This window comes from Nocardia sp. NPDC052254 (assembly GCF_040679495.1).
GTDB lineage: Bacteria > Actinomycetota > Actinomycetes > Mycobacteriales > Mycobacteriaceae > Nocardia.
Window position 1 is genome coordinate 242,273 of sequence record NZ_JBFAUW010000006.1, and the last position, 17,049, is coordinate 259,321.

The 17,049-nt window shown below is 67.3% G+C and carries 17 protein-coding genes; 5 read left to right on the forward strand and 12 right to left on the reverse strand.

Annotated elements, in window-relative coordinates; all coding sequences use genetic code 11:
• Nucleotides 1–510: 510 nt before the first annotated feature.
• Nucleotides 511–2,307: a DEDD exonuclease domain-containing protein gene (locus AB0L57_RS17925; RefSeq protein WP_364963487.1), complete on the forward strand. Its 1,797-nt coding sequence runs from the start codon at nucleotides 511–513 to the stop codon at nucleotides 2,305–2,307.
• Nucleotides 2,308–2,319: 12 nt separating this feature from the next.
• On the opposite strand, the gene AB0L57_RS17930 is transcribed toward AB0L57_RS17925, so the two are convergent.
• From AB0L57_RS17930 to AB0L57_RS17950, 5 genes are all read right to left on the reverse strand, one after another.
• The gene (locus AB0L57_RS17930) at nucleotides 2,320–2,595 is read right to left on the reverse strand and encodes an Lrp/AsnC ligand binding domain-containing protein (RefSeq protein ID WP_364962997.1); all 276 of its coding nucleotides are present in this window, start codon (nucleotides 2,593–2,595) and stop codon (nucleotides 2,320–2,322) included.
• Between the two features lie 123 nt (nucleotides 2,596–2,718).
• Complete coding sequence (locus AB0L57_RS17935; RefSeq protein WP_364962998.1) at nucleotides 2,719–4,347, reverse strand: ubiquinol-cytochrome c reductase cytochrome b subunit; 1,629 nt, start codon at nucleotides 4,345–4,347, stop codon at nucleotides 2,719–2,721.
• Complete coding sequence (locus AB0L57_RS17940; protein WP_364963490.1) at nucleotides 4,344–5,495, reverse strand: ubiquinol-cytochrome c reductase iron-sulfur subunit; 1,152 nt, start codon at nucleotides 5,493–5,495, stop codon at nucleotides 4,344–4,346. Before AB0L57_RS17940 ends, AB0L57_RS17935 begins: the two co-directional genes overlap by 4 nt.
• 103 nt (nucleotides 5,496–5,598) lie before the next feature.
• A complete protein-coding gene (locus AB0L57_RS17945; protein ID WP_364963000.1) occupies nucleotides 5,599–6,480 on the reverse strand; it encodes a cytochrome c in 882 nt (293 codons plus the stop codon).
• 83 nt (nucleotides 6,481–6,563) lie between these two features.
• The gene (locus AB0L57_RS17950) at nucleotides 6,564–7,175 is read right to left on the reverse strand and encodes a heme-copper oxidase subunit III (RefSeq protein ID WP_364963003.1); all 612 of its coding nucleotides are present in this window, start codon (nucleotides 7,173–7,175) and stop codon (nucleotides 6,564–6,566) included.
• A 209-nt stretch (nucleotides 7,176–7,384) separates the two neighbouring features.
• Here AB0L57_RS17950 and AB0L57_RS17955 point away from each other — a divergent pair, with 209 nt between their 5' ends.
• The 3 genes from AB0L57_RS17955 (at nucleotide 7,385) to AB0L57_RS17965 (ending at nucleotide 9,624) form a co-directional block, all read left to right on the forward strand.
• Nucleotides 7,385–7,846 carry a hypothetical protein gene (locus AB0L57_RS17955; RefSeq protein WP_364963005.1) on the forward strand — a complete coding sequence of 154 codons (462 nt, stop codon included), beginning with the start codon at nucleotides 7,385–7,387 and terminating at the stop codon, nucleotides 7,844–7,846.
• Between the two features lie 140 nt (nucleotides 7,847–7,986).
• A complete protein-coding gene (trpD, locus tag AB0L57_RS17960; protein WP_364963008.1) occupies nucleotides 7,987–9,039 on the forward strand; it encodes an anthranilate phosphoribosyltransferase in 1,053 nt (350 codons plus the stop codon).
• Between the two features lie 117 nt (nucleotides 9,040–9,156).
• The gene (locus AB0L57_RS17965) at nucleotides 9,157–9,624 is read left to right on the forward strand and encodes a nitroreductase family deazaflavin-dependent oxidoreductase (RefSeq protein ID WP_364963010.1); all 468 of its coding nucleotides are present in this window, start codon (nucleotides 9,157–9,159) and stop codon (nucleotides 9,622–9,624) included.
• A 3-nt stretch (nucleotides 9,625–9,627) separates the two neighbouring features.
• Here the strand turns inward: AB0L57_RS17965 and AB0L57_RS17970 are convergent, their stop codons facing one another.
• From AB0L57_RS17970 to fabG, 3 genes are read right to left on the reverse strand one after another with little or no spacing between them, the layout of a single operon-like run.
• Complete coding sequence (locus AB0L57_RS17970; protein WP_364963013.1) at nucleotides 9,628–10,080, reverse strand: MaoC family dehydratase; 453 nt, start codon at nucleotides 10,078–10,080, stop codon at nucleotides 9,628–9,630.
• Between the two features lie 22 nt (nucleotides 10,081–10,102).
• A complete protein-coding gene (locus AB0L57_RS17975) occupies nucleotides 10,103–11,260 on the reverse strand; it encodes an acyl-CoA dehydrogenase family protein (protein ID WP_364963015.1) in 1,158 nt (385 codons plus the stop codon).
• A gap of 24 nt (nucleotides 11,261–11,284) precedes the next feature.
• Complete coding sequence (fabG, locus tag AB0L57_RS17980; protein WP_364963018.1) at nucleotides 11,285–12,043, reverse strand: 3-oxoacyl-ACP reductase FabG; 759 nt, start codon at nucleotides 12,041–12,043, stop codon at nucleotides 11,285–11,287.
• 215 nt (nucleotides 12,044–12,258) lie between these two features.
• Here fabG and AB0L57_RS17985 point away from each other — a divergent pair, with 215 nt between their 5' ends.
• A complete protein-coding gene (locus AB0L57_RS17985; protein WP_364963020.1) occupies nucleotides 12,259–12,924 on the forward strand; it encodes a TetR/AcrR family transcriptional regulator C-terminal domain-containing protein in 666 nt (221 codons plus the stop codon).
• A 42-nt stretch (nucleotides 12,925–12,966) separates the two neighbouring features.
• Here the strand turns inward: AB0L57_RS17985 and AB0L57_RS17990 are convergent, their stop codons facing one another.
• From AB0L57_RS17990 to AB0L57_RS18005, 4 genes are all read right to left on the reverse strand, one after another.
• The gene (locus AB0L57_RS17990; protein ID WP_364963023.1) at nucleotides 12,967–13,614 is read right to left on the reverse strand and encodes a hypothetical protein; all 648 of its coding nucleotides are present in this window, start codon (nucleotides 13,612–13,614) and stop codon (nucleotides 12,967–12,969) included.
• A 132-nt stretch (nucleotides 13,615–13,746) separates the two neighbouring features.
• Nucleotides 13,747–14,883, reverse strand: a complete 1,137-nt coding sequence (locus AB0L57_RS17995; RefSeq protein WP_364963026.1) for a sulfotransferase — start codon at nucleotides 14,881–14,883, stop codon at nucleotides 13,747–13,749.
• Nucleotides 14,884–15,007: 124 nt separating this feature from the next.
• Nucleotides 15,008–15,799, reverse strand: coding sequence for an SDR family oxidoreductase (locus tag AB0L57_RS18000; RefSeq protein ID WP_364963029.1), 792 nt, complete (start codon nucleotides 15,797–15,799; stop codon nucleotides 15,008–15,010).
• Complete coding sequence (locus AB0L57_RS18005) at nucleotides 15,796–17,028, reverse strand: hypothetical protein (RefSeq protein ID WP_364963032.1); 1,233 nt, start codon at nucleotides 17,026–17,028, stop codon at nucleotides 15,796–15,798. Before AB0L57_RS18005 ends, AB0L57_RS18000 begins: the two co-directional genes overlap by 4 nt.
• Nucleotides 17,029–17,049 lie beyond the last annotated feature (21 nt).

Consider the following 17,049-nt stretch of genomic DNA (forward strand, 5'->3'; position numbering starts at 1 on the left):
GAAGGTTACGAGAACATAACGGTGCGTTGTAAAGCCCCTCCGGCGCGAAACAAGATCGGGTAAGAGCCCCCGCTCGGAGCCGTGCGAGATAACTCACAACAATCACAAAAAGATAACGATGTATGCCTGCAGTTGCGAAGGCGATCGAATGCCGGGACGCGCGATCGGGCGCGCCGCGGCACGCAAACTCCGAGAGCGAAGAAGTGAAACCGCACGTGGCCACCGGACCGCGCGATCAACAACCAACCGAACAGTCTGCACGCTTCCGGCCTGTCGCCATCCACCCGAACCGCCACCCATCTACACCGAAACCCACCGGCCCGCAGCGCAAATCAATAGCCGTTCGCAATGATTGTGGCGCTCGTCACGTTTCCGCATATTCGTGCAATCCGAACCTCGCACACCGCGAACTTCGCGCCGGCGCGGTACCGGGACCGCGCCCGAGCGAGGTTGTCGTACCCCGCGCCTACGCTGCTCGCCGTGCCCACTCCCCCGCCGCGGCCGGCCCAGCTGGCCCTCGAAATACCCGGTCACGGGGGTGCCGAAGAGGAGCGGGAGCTGCGGGACGTCACCTTCGTGGTCGTCGATCTCGAAACCACCGGAACCAAGCCCGATTCCGATGCGATCACCGAGATCGGCGCGGTCAAGGTGCGTGGCGGCGAGATCCTCGGTGAATTCGCCACCCTGGTCGATCCCGGGCGGTCGATCCCGCCGCAGATCGTGCAGATCACCGGCATCACCACCGCGATGGTGGTGCAGGCTCCCCGCATCGAGGCGATCCTGCCGGGATTCCTCGAATTCGCTTCCGGCGCCGTTCTGGTCGCGCACAACGCGCGCTTCGACATGTCCTTCCTGAAGGCGGCGGCACAACAGTGCGGTACCGAATGGCCGGACTTCACGGTGTTGTGCACGGTCCAACTCGCGCGCCGGATCCTCGACCGGGACGAGGCCCCGACGGTGCGGCTGTCGGCGCTGGCTCAGCTGCTCGGTGCCGGCACCCGGCCCACCCACCGCGCCCTCGACGACGCGCGCGCCACCGTCGACGTCCTGCACGCGCTGTTCGAGCGGGTCGGCAATCTGGGTGTGCAGACTGTGCCCGAACTCGTCGACTATCTCCCCGAGGTCACGCGGGTCCGGCGGGCCAAACGTGTACTGGCCGCCGACCTTCCGGCGGCGCCGGGGGTGTATCTGTTCCGCGGACCGTCCGACGAGGTCCTCTACATCGGCACCGCGGTGAATCTGCGCCGCCGGGTACGCAATTACTTCACCGGTTCCGAGACCCGCACCCGGATGCGCGAAATGGTCACCCTCGCCACCCGGGTCGATCACGTCCGGTGCGCGCACGGGCTGGAAGCCGGTGTCCGCGAGTTGCGGCTGCTGGTGGCCCACACACCGCCCTACAACCGGCGGTCGAAATTTCCCCAGCGCGCCTGGTGGCTGACGATGACCGACGAGCCGTTCCCCAGGTTCGCGGTCAGCCGCACCCCCACCGCATACGCCCTGGGCCCCTTCGGTTCCCGGGCGGCGGCCGTCGAGGTGGCGGCGACCGTCGCCGAATACAGCGGTGTGCGCACCTGTACGACGCGGATCCCGCGCGGCGGGGTACACGGTACGGATTGCCCGCCCGCGGCCGTCGGTGGATGTCCCGCGACGGTATTCGGCGCGCGAGCCTCGGCGGCGGACTACGCGGCGGCACCCGCAACCGTGCGAGATCTGTTCACCGGGCGCGACGACGCGCCGTTGCGTGCGATCGCCACACGTATCGACGGTTATGTCGTCGCCCAGCATTTCGAGGCGGCCGCACGGTTGCGGGACCGCACCTGCGTCGTGGTGCGGGCACTGCACCGCACCCAGCGGCTCACCGCGCTGGCCCGGATCGCGGAACTGATCGCCGCGCGCCCGGATGGCAACGGCGGCTGGGACTTCGCGATCGTCCGGTACGGCCGGCTGGCCGCCGCGGGCACCGCCACCCGCGGTATCGCACCCATGCCGGTGGTCGACGGCCTGGTTGCCGCCGCCGAAACCGTCCGCCCCAGCCGGCTCACCGGCGACGAGCCCCGGCTTCCCGCCGGGCCCGACGAATTCGGCACCCCGGATCATCCCCCGCTACGCGGCGCCCCACCCGAGGAGATTGCCGTCATCGCCCGCTGGCTGGAGCAACCGGGCACCCGCATCGTGCGGACCACCGAGGGCTATCGCGAGCCCCGGCGCGGCGCCGGGCCGTGGCTGCCCTGGGTCGAACGCGCCGAGTCCGCCACCCGCTCCGAATCCGCCGCTACTGAATACCTGTCACGAACCAGCGCTTAACCCCCGCGCGTACTACTCGCCGATGGAGAAGCCCGCCTCGACATCCGCACTCGAATAGGACTTGAACGCGATATGGGTCGTGGTGCGCAGGACTCCCGGAGTCTTGTTCACCCGGCCGGTCACCACTTCGGCGATCTTCTCGTGGTCGCGCACCCGCACCACCGCGATCAGATCGACGTCACCCGCACACGAGTACACCTCGGCCACACCCTCGAGATCGGCCAGGGCCTGCGCGGTTTCGGGAATGCGGGCGGCTTCGGCGTGGATGAGCACGATCGCGGTAATCATGGCGCGAGTCTATTGCGCGACCGTCGCACCACCGCAGCCGCCGCTCCGTGATCCCGGATGCCACGAGATACGACGAGGCCCCGAGCCGATGTATTCGACTCGGGGCCTTCGGCCGTGCACGGATCAGTGGTCGTGCTTGCCACCGCCGCTGGTGATCTCCTCCTGGTAGGACGCCAGGACCTCCAGTTGCTTGTGCTCGGCATCGTGTTCGGCGTCGAGCAGCGCATCGGCCTCGGCGGGCGGATCGGCGCGCAGGAACGAACCCGAACCCGGCTTACCGGCCGAACCCAGCTTGTTCATCTTCTTGGGCACCGGCGCGCCCTGGTACTCGAGCGGCACCGGGTGGCCGTGGTCGTCGACCGGGCCCAGCGGCTGGTGCACCTCGATGTACTCACCGTGCGGCAGGCGCTTGATGACACCGGTCTCGATACCGTGCTCGAGCACCGCGCGGTCGGCACGCTGCAGACCCAGGCACAACCGGTACGCCAGGAAGTAGGCGATCGGCGGTGCGACCAGCAGCGCGATCCGGAAGAACCAGGTGGTGGCGTTCAGCGACACATCGAACTTCAGCGCGATGATGTCGTTGACACAGGCCAGCGTCGCCACCGCGTAGAACCCGATCGCCATGGCACCGATCGCGGTACGCACCGGCACGTCGCGCGGACGCTGCACGATGTTGTGCCGCACCGTGTCACCGGTGAGCCGCTTCTCGATCCACGGGTAGGCGATCAGCACCATGAACACCAGGCCCATCAACAGTGCCACCCAGAACGGCGCCGGGACGGTGTACCGGCCCAGGTACAGCTCCCAGGGCGGCATCAGACGGGCTAGACCGTCGGTCCACATCATGTAGAAGTCGGGCTGGGAACCGGCCGAAACCTGTGACGGGTTGTAGGGCCCCAGGTTCCAGATCGGGTTGATCTGCAAAACACCGCCCATGACGGCGACGATGCCGAGGGTGAACATGAAGAACGCACCCTGGTCGGCGGCGAACACCGGCACGATGCGGGCGCCCACGACGTTGTTCTCGGTACGGCCGGGGCCGGGGAATTGCGTGTGCTTCTGGTACCAGACGATCGCCACGTGCGCCGCGATCAGCGCCAGCATGATGCCCGGGAACAGCAGGATGTGCGCGACGTACAGGCGCGGGATGATGATCGTGCCCGGGAAGTCACCGCCGAAGATCAGCCAGTGCATCCAGGTGCCGACCAGCGGAATACCCATGGTGATACCACCGAAGGCGGCCCGCAGACCGGTACCGGACAGCAGATCGTCGGGCAGCGAGTAACCGAAGAAGCCCTCGAACATCGCCAGGATCAGCAGCAGCGAGCCGATCACCCAGTTCGCCTCACGCGGCTTGCGGAACGCGCCGGTGAAGAAGATGCGGAACAGGTGGATGATGATCGACGCCGCGAAGATCAGCGCGGCCCAGTGGTGCACCTGACGCACGAACAGGCCACCGCGCACCTCGAAGGAGATGTTCAGCGCCGACTCGTAGGCGCGCGACATGGTCACGCCACGCAGCGGCTGATAGGAGCCGTGGTACACGACCTCGACCATCGACGGATCGAAGAACAGCGTCAGGTACACGCCCGACAGCAGCAGGATGATGAACGCGTACAGCGCGATCTCACCCAGCAGGAACGACCAGTGGGTCGGGAAGACCTTGTTGATCGAACGCTTCACGAACGCAGCGGCGCGATACCGCTCGTCCATCTCGTTGGCCTGTGCGGCCACCTTGCTCGGACTCATGAACGACGCTCCCAGAAGGCCGGACCGAGCGGCTCGATGAAGTCGCCGTTGGCGACCAGGAATCCCTCGGAATTGACGGTGATGGGCAGCTGCGGCAGCGCACGGGCGGCGGGACCGAAGACCGGCTTACCCCACTCGGTCGCCGAGAACTGCGACTGATGGCACGGGCACAGGATGCGGTTGGTCTGCTGCTCGAACAGCGAAGTCGGGCAGCCGAGGTGGGTGCAGATCTTCGAGTAGGCGAAGTAGTCGCCGAAGTTGAAGCTCTCCTGGCCCTTGCGCTTGATCGCCTTCTCCGCGTCGGCGGTGCGCAGGCGAATCAACATGACCGCGTTGCGGATGCCGCGCAGCGACTGGAGGGTCTCCTCCTCGTTGCCGCGCCACTCTTCCTTCCACGGGAACACGGTCTCCATGGCGCCGGCGTCCAGATCCTCCGGACGCACCAGCACGATGTCCTCCGGGCGACCGGTGTCCTTGCGCAGGAAAATGGTCTGACCCGGGAAATCCGGGGTCCAGCCGGAGACCCACAGCGGGGACTTCATGCCCTTGGCCCACGGGTTCTTGATCATGCCGCCGACGAAGACGAACAGTGCGCCGATACCCAGCACACCCGCGCCCAGTCCGGCGGTACGCGTGATCATCTTGCGACGACCCAGCGTGGTGGTCTCCAGCGCGTCGGACAGCTGCGCGCCCAGGGTGCGCCGCTCCACCTCGTCGGAGGGACCGTCGTGCCGGGTCTGGATGGAGATCTCGTTCGGGATGAACTTCTTGCGGATGATCACCGCGGCGACACCGATGGCCAGCACGGCGACACCCAGCAGCAGGCCGTAGAGCGGCGTGGCCAGCGAGTACAGGCCGTTGCCGTCCTCGTGGCGGCCCTTGTACTCCCACGGCCAGAACAGGAAGACGCCGATCAGGGCGGCGCCCGCCAGTGCCGAGATGACGAACCACAGCGTGACGTTGCGCTCGGCCCGCTTCTCCGCGCGTGTGCCCGGAACCGGCCAGCGCGGAGCGCGGTAGACGACCTGCACGCCGTCACGCGCGGTGCCGAGTTCGACCAGTTCCTCGGTCGACATCGCGTCGAGCTGTTCCTCGGTGGGATCGAGGTTCACCCCTGCGGTACCGCCGCCATCCTCGGGCCGGCTCATCTCGTTTCGCTCCTGTTCGCTGTTACTCATGACGGCATCCTTTGGGTCATGACCGCCGGCCCTCCGTGGTTACGCTGCGCTGCCGCCTGCGGGCCCCACGCGCTCATGACCGCGAACCGATCCACATCGCCGATCCGACCAGGGCCACGATGCCGATGACCCAGAGGGCCAGCGCTTCGGTCGCGGGACCGAAGCCACCCAGACCGTAACCGGCCTCGGGCAGGCTCTCCGTGCGGTCCTTCACATAAGCCACGATGTCACGCTTCTCCTCCGGAGACAGCTGCCGGTCGGAGAATTTCGGCATGTTCTGCGGGCCGGTGAGCATCGCGGTGTAGATCTGCTGTTCGGTGGCCTCGCCCAGCGGCGGCGCGAACTTACCGGAGGACAGCGCACCGCCCTTACCGGTGAAGTTGTGGCAGGACGCGCAGTTGAGGCGGAACAACTCGCCACCACGTCCGAGGTCGCCGCCGGCGGTGAGCGATTCCTGCGCGATCTTGCCGTCCGGGTCGCGGACCACGGTGGGACCACCGCCGTTGGCCGCGACGAACGCGCCCAGCGCATCGGTCTGGCGGGCGTCGAACTTCGGGGGCTTGCGCTGAATCTGCGCGCCGTTGCCCGCGGCCGGCATGCGGCCGGTGGACACCTGGAAGTACACCGCGGCCTCACCGACGCCGATCAGGCTCGGGCCGCGGTCCTGCACACCCTGCAGGTTGGCGCCGTGGCAGGTGATGCACGAGGTCTCGTAGATCTGCTTACCCTCGCGAATGAGTGCCGACTGATCCTCGTCGGCGGTGGCGACCTGCGCGTGCGGGGTGAGCGCCGAGGCCGCGAAGCCGGCTCCGACGAGGCCCATCAGAAGAACCAGACCGCCGGCGAGCTTGCGGCGCATCCGGCGCTGCTTGCGGGTCTTGGTGGCCTGGTTGTTCTCAGCGCCGCCGACCCCGGGGCTGGTGGGGTCTGGCGCTGACGGGGGAGATGAACTCATCTGTGTCCCTTTGGAGTAGACGGAACCGACTTGTGCAAGTTTTTGTGTTGTCACCGGCCGCCGCGGGGACGACCGCCGCCCGCCTAGCGGACGAAGTAGATCGTGGCGAACAACCCGATCCAGACGATGTCGACGAAGTGCCAGTAGTAGGAGACGACGATCGCGGCGGTGGCCTGGGCCGGCGTGAACTTACTGACCTTGGTGCGGATCAGCAGGAAGATGAACGCGATGAGACCGCCGATGACGTGCAGACCGTGGAAACCGGTGGTGATGAAGAACACCGAGCCGTAGATGCTGCTGTCGATCCGGGTGCCCTCGGAGTAGAGCGCGTGGTATTCCGTGCCCTGGCCGAGCACGAAGAACAGGCCCATGAAGAAGGTCAGCACGTACCAGCGCCGCAGCCCGAAGACGTCACCACGCTCGGCGGAGAACACGCCCATCTGGCAGGTGAACGAGGATGCGATCAGCACGGCCGTGACCGGCACGGCGAGCTTGAGGTTCAGCTCGGTCGGTTCCGGCGGCCAGTTGCCATGAGCCTGGGCACGAGCGACGAAGTACATGGCGAAGAGGCCGGCGAAGAACATCAGCTCGCTCGACAGCCAGATGATGGTTCCGACGCTGACCATGTTGGGCCGGTTCAGCGAATGCACACGCTGAGTAATGGCCGATCCTGGGGTCCCTACTGCGGTCGTCACGCCGGTAAGTATGACTCGTCGTAGTACGACAGGCGTACCCGGGTGCGAATTCGGGGTGTCGGGCCCGGAATCATCAGCGCGCGTGCGGGTCTGGTACCCGATTCGGCGTGTCCGGCGAACTCGCAGGTCGAGCGGCGGCGGCGAGGTGGACGACCCGGGTTCGCGCAGGTGTGCGATATTGCGGGCGGGTACGGAAGAAGGCAGGTGGAATGGGAATTCGATCGGTGTGGCGGCGTTTTTCGGGCCGCGACGCGGCGGCGGAATTGGATCCGGCGCGAACGGATCTGGTGGTGGTCGCGTCGAGTTTCGACGATGCCGAGGCCTGCTCCACCGCGCTCGCGCGCGCGATGGACTGGCGGGCGCCGGAGACCGCGGTACTGCGCCATCATCTGCGGATTCCGGCCGCACTGCGGGATGCCGTGGTCGCGATCGCGGCGCAGGACGGCTACTCCCCCGCCGAGCCGTCCGCGGGTGCCGGCCCGGCCGCGGCGGCCGCCGATTCGAGCGCGGCCGGCCATATCGAGTTGGTATTACAGCGGGTACAGGTCCTCGATGCCCTGCATTGCGCACAGGAGTGCTCCCGCATGGCCGGACTCGCGCAGCGGCACGAGGGCACGGCACTGGGCTGGGATGCGCTCCAGCCGAGCCGATCCGGCGAACCCGGCCGGTAGCGGTGGCCGCGGCGCCGCACGCCGGAGGGAAAGAAATTGCGCGCTCCGATTAGGCTGCTAGCCGGGCCGCGGCGGATGCCTCCGGTCCGGCCCCGCGGCGACCACGACGCGGGTTCGACGATCGCGACACAGGAGATGTGATGAGCGCGCGCAGCTGGCCCGGGATTCTCGGTGCCCTGACCGACGGGGTCGATCTGACCGCGGAGGAGGCCGCGTGGGCGATCGACGAGATCTTCTCCGACAACGCCACCTCCGCCCAGATCGCCGCCTTCGGCGTCGCGATCAAGATGAAGGGCCCCACCGCGACCGAACTGTCCGGCCTCGCGGCGGGCATGCTCGGCCACGCCCGGCGGGTGTCGCTGGACATCGACGCGGTCGACATCGTCGGCACCGGCGGCGACCGGTCCGGCACCGTCAACATCTCCACCATGTCCTCGGTCGTGGTCTCGGCGGCGGGGGTCCCGGTCGTCAAACACGGTAATCGGGCGGCGTCGTCGAAGAGCGGTGGCGCGGACGTGCTCGAGGCACTGGGCGTGCGGATCGCACTGGACCCCGAAGCGGTCGCGCTGTGTGTGCGCGAGGTCGGGATCGGCTTCTGTTTCGCCCCGCTGTTCCATCCGGCGCTGCGGTTCGCGGGCCCGGCCCGCAAGGAGATCGGTATTCCGACGGTCTTCAACGTGCTCGGTCCGCTGACCAATCCGGCGCAGCCCGGCGCGGGCCTCATCGGCTGTGCTTTCGCGGATCTGGTGCCGGTGATCGCGGGCGCCTTCGCCGAGCGTGGCACCCGCACGCTGGTGGTGCGTGGTAACGACGGCCTGGACGAGATCACCACGGCCGACACCACCGACGTCTGGGTGGTCACCGGCGCCCGGATCCGGGAGGCGACGATCGATCCGGTTCGGCTCGGGATCGGCCGGGTGGCGCCGGAGGCGCTGCGTGGCGGAGATGCCACGGTCAATGCCGCGATCGCGCGTGAGATGTTCGCCGGCGCCACCGGCCCGGTCCGCGATGCGGTACTGCTCAACTCCGCCGCCGCGATCGTGGCCTATGAGCTCACCGAAACCCACGCCGACGCCGATATCCACGATCTGCTGCGGCCCGCGCTCGAGCGGGTCGCCGCCGCCGTCGACTCCGGCGCGGCCACCGCGTTACTGGATCGCTGGGTGAAACTGAGCAACGAACTCGGCGACTGAGTCCGGGCCTGCCCGATCGGCCGGTGACCGTGGCCGACCGCCGGCGCCGTATCCGGTTCACGATCGGTGCCGGATACGTAGAATCAGAAGGAAAGCCGGCAACGAGGGAGCGGTGCCATGAGCTTTTCGAAGACGCCATCGGGGTCGCGGGGTAAGCCGGCGTGGTCCGCCAATCCGGTGAGCCGGGCGGTGATGAAGGGTATGGCGCGCTTGCATCATTGGCGAGGCGACCGGTTCCAGGGGATGGATCTGCTGTACCTGACCACCATCGGTGCGAAATCGGGTCAGCGCCGCCGGGTGAGCGTGGCCCGCTTCCCGGCCGACGACGGCTGGCTGATCGTGGCATCGATGTCGGGCTCACGTGACAATCCGGCGTGGTACCACAACATCGCGGCCCACCCCGACCAGGTGTGGGCCGAGGTGGGCGGGCGCGAATTCCCGGTACGGGTGCAGCAGCTCGAGGGCGAGACCCGCGATACGGCCTGGCACCGCATCTGTTCCGAACAACCCCGCTTCGTCGGGTACGAGCAGAAGACCGATCGGGTCATGCCCGTCCTGAAGCTCACCCCCAGCGCCGGAACGTAGGCGTCAGGCGAGGTAGCGCACGATGTTCTCCGCGACACAGGCGGGTTTGTCGGCGCCCTCGAGGTCGATGGTCACGGTCCGTATCGCCTGCACCCCGCCAGGGATGTCGCCGACCGAGTCCAGATGTACACGTGCGCGGATGCGACCGCCCGCGGGCACCGGGGTGATGAAGCGAACCTTGTTGAGCCCGTAGTTGATTCCCATCCGGATACCACCGACCGAGGTGGCCTCGTTGGCCAGCGGAACCAGCAGCGACAGGGTGAGGAAGCCGTGTGCGATCGTCCCACCGAAGGGCCCCTGCGCGGCCTTCTCCGGGTCGACGTGGATCCACTGGTGGTCCCCGGTCGCCTCGGCGAACAGGTCGATGCGCTCCTGATCGATACGCATCCAGTCGCTGGCTCCCAGTTCGGTACCCACCGCCGCGCGGAAGGCGTCCAGATCTGCGAAATCGGTCATGGTGAATCACACTACCTTTCGGTCACAGACCCATGTCCTTGGCGATGATCATCTTCATCACCTCGTTGGTGCCGCCGTAGATCCGGTTGACGCGGTTGTCGGCGTAGAGCCGGGCGATCGGATATTCGTTGATGAACCCGTAGCCGCCGTGCAACTGCAGGCAGCGATCGATGACGCGGGCGGCGACCTCGGTGCAGAACAGTTTCGCCGAGGCGGCGTCGGCGGCACTCAGCTCACCGGCGTCGAGCGCGTCGAGCCCCCGGTCGACCACCGCCTGTGCGGCGTCGACCTCCGCGCGGCACGCGGCCAGTTCGAATTTCGTGTTCTGGAACGCGGCGACGGGTTGGCCGAAGACATTGCGCTGCCCGGTGTATTCCTGTGCGAACCGGATGGCGGCCGCGGCCTGCGCGTACGCGCCGACGGCGATGGACAGGCGCTCTTGCGGCAGGTTCTGCCCGAGATAGGAGAAGCCCTTGTTCTCCTCGCCGAGCAGATCGGTGACCGGGACCCGGACATCGGTGAAGTTCAGTTCGGCGGTGTCGGAGGCCCGCAGGCCGAGTTTGTCGAGTTTGCGGCCGATGCTGTAGCCCGCGGACGTGGTGTCGACGACCAGCAGCGAGATCCCGAACCGCCGGTCGTCCTCGCGCGGCGGCGCGGTGCGCGCGCACACGATCACCCGGTCGGCATTGACTCCGCCGGTGATGAAGGTTTTCGCCCCATTGAGCACATAGTGCGTGCCGTCGTCGGAAAGCTTTGCGGTGGTCCGCATTCCGGCCAGGTCGGAGCCGGTGCCGGGTTCGGTCATGGCGATGGCGAACATGATCTCACCGGCGGCGAAACCGGGCAGCCAGCGCCGCTTCTGCTCGGCGGTGGCCAGCTTCTTCAGATACGGCAGGCACAGTCCGACGTGCACACTCGATCCGCCGAAGGTCACTCCGGCACGGTTCATCTCCTCGATCAGGACAGCCTGGAATTTGAACGAGTCGATCCCCGCACCGCCGTATTCCTCGGGCACCTCGATACCGAAGACGCCGAGTCCGGCCAGCTTGTAATAGAACTCGCGCGGCACGATTCCGGCGTGGTACCACTGCTCGTAGACGGGTACCACTTCGGTTTCCACGAAGGTACGCAACGTCTTCCGGAAGGCGTCGTGATCGTCGCCGTAGCTGGTTCTGCGCATGATTGTTCTCCTGCCGATGTCGTCTCAGAGCCTGCTGCCACCGTCGACGTAGATCGTCTGTCCGGTGATGAAGGAAGATGCGTCGGAGCTGAGGAAGGCCACCGCGTTCGCGATGTCCGCCGGCTGCCCGACCCGCCGTACCGGGGTCACCGCTGCCGTCTTGACCTGCAACTCTTCGGGTGTCACGCCGACTCGCTCTGCGGTGGCCGCGGTCATCTCGGTGACGATGAAACCGGGCGCGACCGCGTTGACATTGATCCCGAATGGGCCGAGCTCGATCGCCAAGGTGCGGGTCAGGCCCTGGATCCCCATCTTGGCGGCCGAATAGTTGGCCTGGCCGCGCTTGCCCAGCGCCGATGTGCTCGAGGTACTGACGATCTTGCCGTAGCGGCGGGCCACCATATGCCGTTGCGCCGCACGGCAACACAGGAATGCGCCGCGCAGATGGACCGACATGACCGTGTCCCAGTCGGCGGCCGACATCTTGAACAGCAGATTGTCCCGTAGCACTCCCGCGTTGTTGACCAGGATGTCGAGCGAGCCGAGTTCCGCCGCGACGCGGTCGAAAGCCGAATCCACCGCCGCCTCGTCGGTCACATCGCAGGCCAGCGGGATCGCGACGCCGCCCGCGGCGACGATGGCATCCGCGGTGGCCTCACAGGCGGCTTCGTCGAGGTCGGCGACCGCGACCGCGATGCCGTCGGCGGCCAGTCGCGCGGCGGTGCCGGCACCGATCCCCCGGGCCGCACCGGTCACGACGGCAACCCTGCGCTGATCTGTCATTTCTTCTCCTGGGTGTTGTGCCCGCGCGTACCGGCTCGGTGAGCGATGCGCGCTCCACCGGCACCGGGTCCGCCGGAATCCAACCTGAACCGAACACTGTTAGGTAGCTTCCGCCACGGTAAACTAACAGCGTTCGGTTACGCAAGGCCCGCACGCCTCACGGTGTAGGTTCAGCTGGCGGAGATCGGTATTTCGCAGCAGAGGAGGTGACGCGAATGCCCCGGCCACGGGTACCGCTGCTGAGTCGCGAACGCATTCGCGAGGCGGCGCTGGAATTGATCGACCGGGACGGGCTACCGGAGCTGTCGATGCGCAAACTCGCCGCCGAGCTGGGCGTGCAGGCGGCCTCGCTGTACGGGCACTACCCCACCAAGAACGATCTGCTCGCCGATATCGCGGCCGGCATCATGGCCGGAGTCGACACCTCGGCCTTCGGCACCGGCGACTGGCGCACCGGACTGATGTCATGGGCGCGGTCCTATCGCGCGGCTCTGGTCCGCCACCCCAACTTCGTGCCGCATCTCGCCGCGGGCCCCGGAACGACGGAGGAAGCGCTGCGCGCCGCCGACGCCGTGCACGGCGGGCTCGTCGGCGCGGGCTGGCCGCCCCGGCAGGCCACCATGATCGGCGCGGCCACCCGCTATGTGGTCATGGGCTCGACCGTCGGCTCGTTCTCACGCGGCTTCGTCGACGACGTCCAGGTCTATCGCGATCGATACCCGCATCTGGAGCAGGCGCACCTACTGCGCGCCAAGGCCGACGAAATCGATGCCGAGAGTTTCGAATTGGCGCTGGAATCGTTCGTGTCCGGTCTCGAGATCCGCTTCACCGCCATCGAAGAGCGCCGGGCTCGCCGCCGGGAGAGATCCGCCGAGAGCTGACGCCGGCCGGGCCGCCACCGGAAATGCCACCGGCCGAACGCGTCAGCGCGGATACTGCTCGAGGATTCGCATTCCGGCCGGCTCCAGCAACAGGACCGTCGGTATCAGATCGGATCCGCAGTCGTGGGGGGCGGCCACCATCTCGGACACGAGCGCCGCCGACGGTGTGTCGGCGCGGGCGACGTACAGATGATCCTCACAGGGGATTCCGGCGACGAAACGATCGCCGCCCAGGGCATCTGCCACCCGCTCCGGAAAGTCGGACAGCGACACCGCGCCTGCGGGCATATGGGTCGCATCGACCCCCTCGACATGGAGCACCTGGATATCGGCACCGTTGCCGGCCATCGCCATCCGCAGACCGTTACGCAGGTTCTGCGCCGCCTCCGCACGGATGTCGCCGAAGGTGAAATCCATGCCTTCCAGGTGGTGTTCCAGCACCCAGTTCATCCCGAGCGTTCCGCGCGGCGTCGGTCCGACAGCGGCGACAACCACATACAGCCCACCGGGAATCAGGACATGCGAGGCCAGCGGCGACGGTGGTTCGGAGGTCGTGCGCAGCAACGGAATCGCGATCGGATCGGGCCGATCCGGTTCTCGCGGATCGTGGCCCACGGCTCCGGCATGCGGAAGCCCGGACACATCTTCGACACCATCGCCTCGAACCGCGCTCGTCACGGACTCGTCCACAGCACATCCTCCCCGCACGAAATTTCCAGCACCGTATGGGATTTCACAGCGCCGCGCAAAGTCGCCACCCGGGGGAAGCCCGGGTCCGGTGCCCGCGCCAGCATGCGGACACCGGACCCGGCCGAAACACTCTCAGATGCCGGCGAACTCGGCTCGCACCCGATCCTCGGTCAGGCCGTAGTCGGCCAGGGAGTACCTGTGCGCCGGTTTGCGGTCGCCGGATTTGCTGTCTTCGTTCAGTGCGTGCATGGCCGCGTGCGCACTCTCGGTGTAGTCGATGCCGAAGGCGGAGTAGATCTTCTCCACCGTGCCGAACGGGTCCGCGCGCAGATCCTCGAACTGGATGTCGAGGAACTGTGCCGGGTTGTACCGGGCGCGGGCCGTGGTGAATTCGCGCAGTCCGCGCGACCACAGCTCGAGCTGGGTGCGGCCGATCGTCTCCCCGGTGAAGACGTTCGACCAGCCCTTGGTGGTCGCCTCGGACAGGCTGCAGGAAGAGCCCACGATGGTCACCGGGTCCCGATGGGTCTGAATGATCAGCGCGTCCGGATAGACCGACATGAGCGCGTCCAGCGCGAACAGGTGGCTGGGATTCTTCAGCACCCAGCGCCGGCTGTCGCCGAGCCCGATCAGCTGCAGATTCTTGCGATGACGCTGATAGGCGTCGGCCCACTCCTGGGTCTGCAACCATTGCGAATAGGTCGGCAGATAGGCCAGCGACTCGTAGGAGATGGACTTCACGGTCTGGCGCAGCAGTTGCCAGCATTCCTCGACCTCGGCCGCGCTCATGTAGTGCAGGCCCATGTATTCCGGATTGTCGATGTGGTGCTGGGCGAATCCGGCGTCGATCTGCCGATAGACCGGATTGTCGGCCCAGGTCTCGCGCGGCGGGCGCGGCTGCGGCAGCTCGGTCAGCCACATTTCTAGGGCCTGATGCTGCGGATCCGCGGCCAGCAGCCGGTGCAGGGCCGTGGTCCCGGTGCGAGGCAGGCCGGTCACGAAGATCGGCCGGGTGATCGCGGTGTCGGCGTAGCCCGGATTCGCCCGCCACGACGCCTCGCTCAGCGCCCGCGCGACCAGTGCGCCGCGCAGGAAGTAGCGGTTCATCTTGGAGCCGAGCTCGGTCAGATCGGCATCGCGCCGATACGACTCGAGCAGCACCCCGAGCGCCTCCTGGTAATCGTCGGCGCCGAAGTCGGTGAGACCGCACGCCTTGGTGGCGGAGGCGTGCAGATCCTCGATGGTCCCGACATTGGTGCGTTCGGTCATCATGTGTCCTTACTCGAAGTTCGTGGCCCGCCTCGATTGTGGAGCGACGGAGGGAGGGAGCGCGGCGACGGACCGGAGGAGTGAAAAATCGAGGCCGAGGGGGCCGCGCCCCCGCGACGCCGAATCATCGGTGGTATTCGCCGCAGTTGACGTCCAGCGTCTGGCCGGTGATGGCGCTGGCCCAGTCCGAGGCGAGAAAGACCACGGCCCTGGCGATCTCGTCCGGTTCGGGCAGCCGTTTGAGGTCCGAGCGCGCGGCCGTCTGCTCGTACACCTGCTCGGCGGTGATGCCGTACTTCTTGGCGACCTCGCCGAAGTACCACTTCAGCTGGTCCGCCCAGATGTATCCGGGCGCGACGCTGTTGACCCGGATCCCCTTGGCGCCCAATTCGGTTGCCAGGGTCTGGGACATGGCCAGCAAGGCCGACTTGGCGACCTTGTAACTGCCGTACCGGGGTTCGGAGTGCCGCAGGACCGACGAGTTGATCATCACGACCGAGCCGTGGGTCTTGGCCAGTTCGTCGCCGAAGGCCTGGGTGGCGCGCAGCGTCCCCAGCACGGTGAGCTCGAGGCTGTCGCTGATCTGCTGGAAGTCGGTGCGTGCCAGGGCTTTCATGGACGGCACGGCGAAGGCGTTGTTGATCAGCGCGTCGACCCGGCCGAACTTCGCCAGGGTCCGCTCGACGAGATTCGCCACCGCGGCGTCGTCGGTGATGTCGGTCGGCACGGTCAGCGTCGTCCCGCCCGCCGCACCGATCTCCTCGGCTACCTCCCGCAGCCGTGACTCCGTGCGCGCGGCGAGTACCACCTGGGCGCCCGCGGCGGCGGCCTGCACACACAGTGCCCGGCCGAGTCCGGGACCCACACCACTGACCACGACCACCTTGCCCGCCAGCAGGCCCTCACCGGCGCTCATCCGAGCATCCGTCCGGCGAAGCCGCGCTGCCGGTCGGCGATACGCGCTCGCCAGCCCTGCTCATCGATCCGGTTCAGGTCGTGGTGCGGCAGGTGCGCGGCCACCTCGTCGAACGGCACGAGCGCGAACTGCGGCCCGTCCTGCGGCGTCATCTCGCGGGCCACGCGCTGCCACCGGAACTGCAGGATGCCACGGCGGCGGCCGGTGGTCTCGATCCAGTTGGCGATACCGGGATTTCGCGCGGAGACGACCATCCGGATCATGCCGTCGGGATCGACCTGCGCCTGTGCGCTGTTGAGGCTGGTCTGATGGTTGACGTAGTCCAGCGAGATGTACCAGCGGCTGCCGAGCTGGAAACCTTGATACGGCGCATCGGATTTCGGCACGGTGATCACCAGCGCCTGATCCTCGTCGAGGTCGAAGTGGCCGACCGAGGAGTACTGGGTGCTCAATCCGCCCGGAGTGAGCCGGGGCTCGGTCAGGGTGTTCACCGGCAGGTCCAGATAGAACCACTTGGGGAAGTTGAACCAGGTGTGGATGCGCTGCACCAGCATTCGCGCCGCGGCCCGGTACCGTTTGCGCAGCTGTTCGACGCCCGGTTGCACGGGTGCGGTGCCGACGGTGTCGAGGCGTTCGATGCGGACACTGCCCTTGGTCTCGGCGTTCCAATCGCCGTACACCTCGCGCACCGCCAGCATGGAGGCGCCCTCGTCGAGGACGAAGTAGTTCGGCCCGGCATCGGCTTTCGGCGGGCCGAAACGCAGCTGATAGCTGCCGTCCGCGGCGATCTCGAGACGACGGTCGTCGAAGGCGTCGTCACCACCGGGCACATTGGAGGCGGTGTAATCGCCGCGCAGCACCTGGAAGCTGAGATCGACGGTACTGCCGCGCACACCCGTGACCAGGTACTCCGCCCCGGGGTCGACGTTGGCGTGGTAGTAGAGCGTATCGGGGTTGTCCAGGCCCATCTTCGCGTGCGGGCCCGTGGAACTCACGAAGTACGGGTGGCTGGTGCCGTGGGTGCCCGACAGCTGCAAGCAGGCCGCGACACTACCGGCCAGATAGTCGTAACCCTCCGCGAGATCGGACTCGTCGTGGATGAAATCGGCTGTCGCGACCAGCTTCTCGGCTTGTTCGATCGCCTCCCGGAACGGTCCGGTGACCGACGTGTCGCCCGGAGATCCGTTGCCGGCGACGGTGTCCGATGGTGGCCCTGCTGGTGATGTCATTGACGTCCTCTGTGTGTCGTG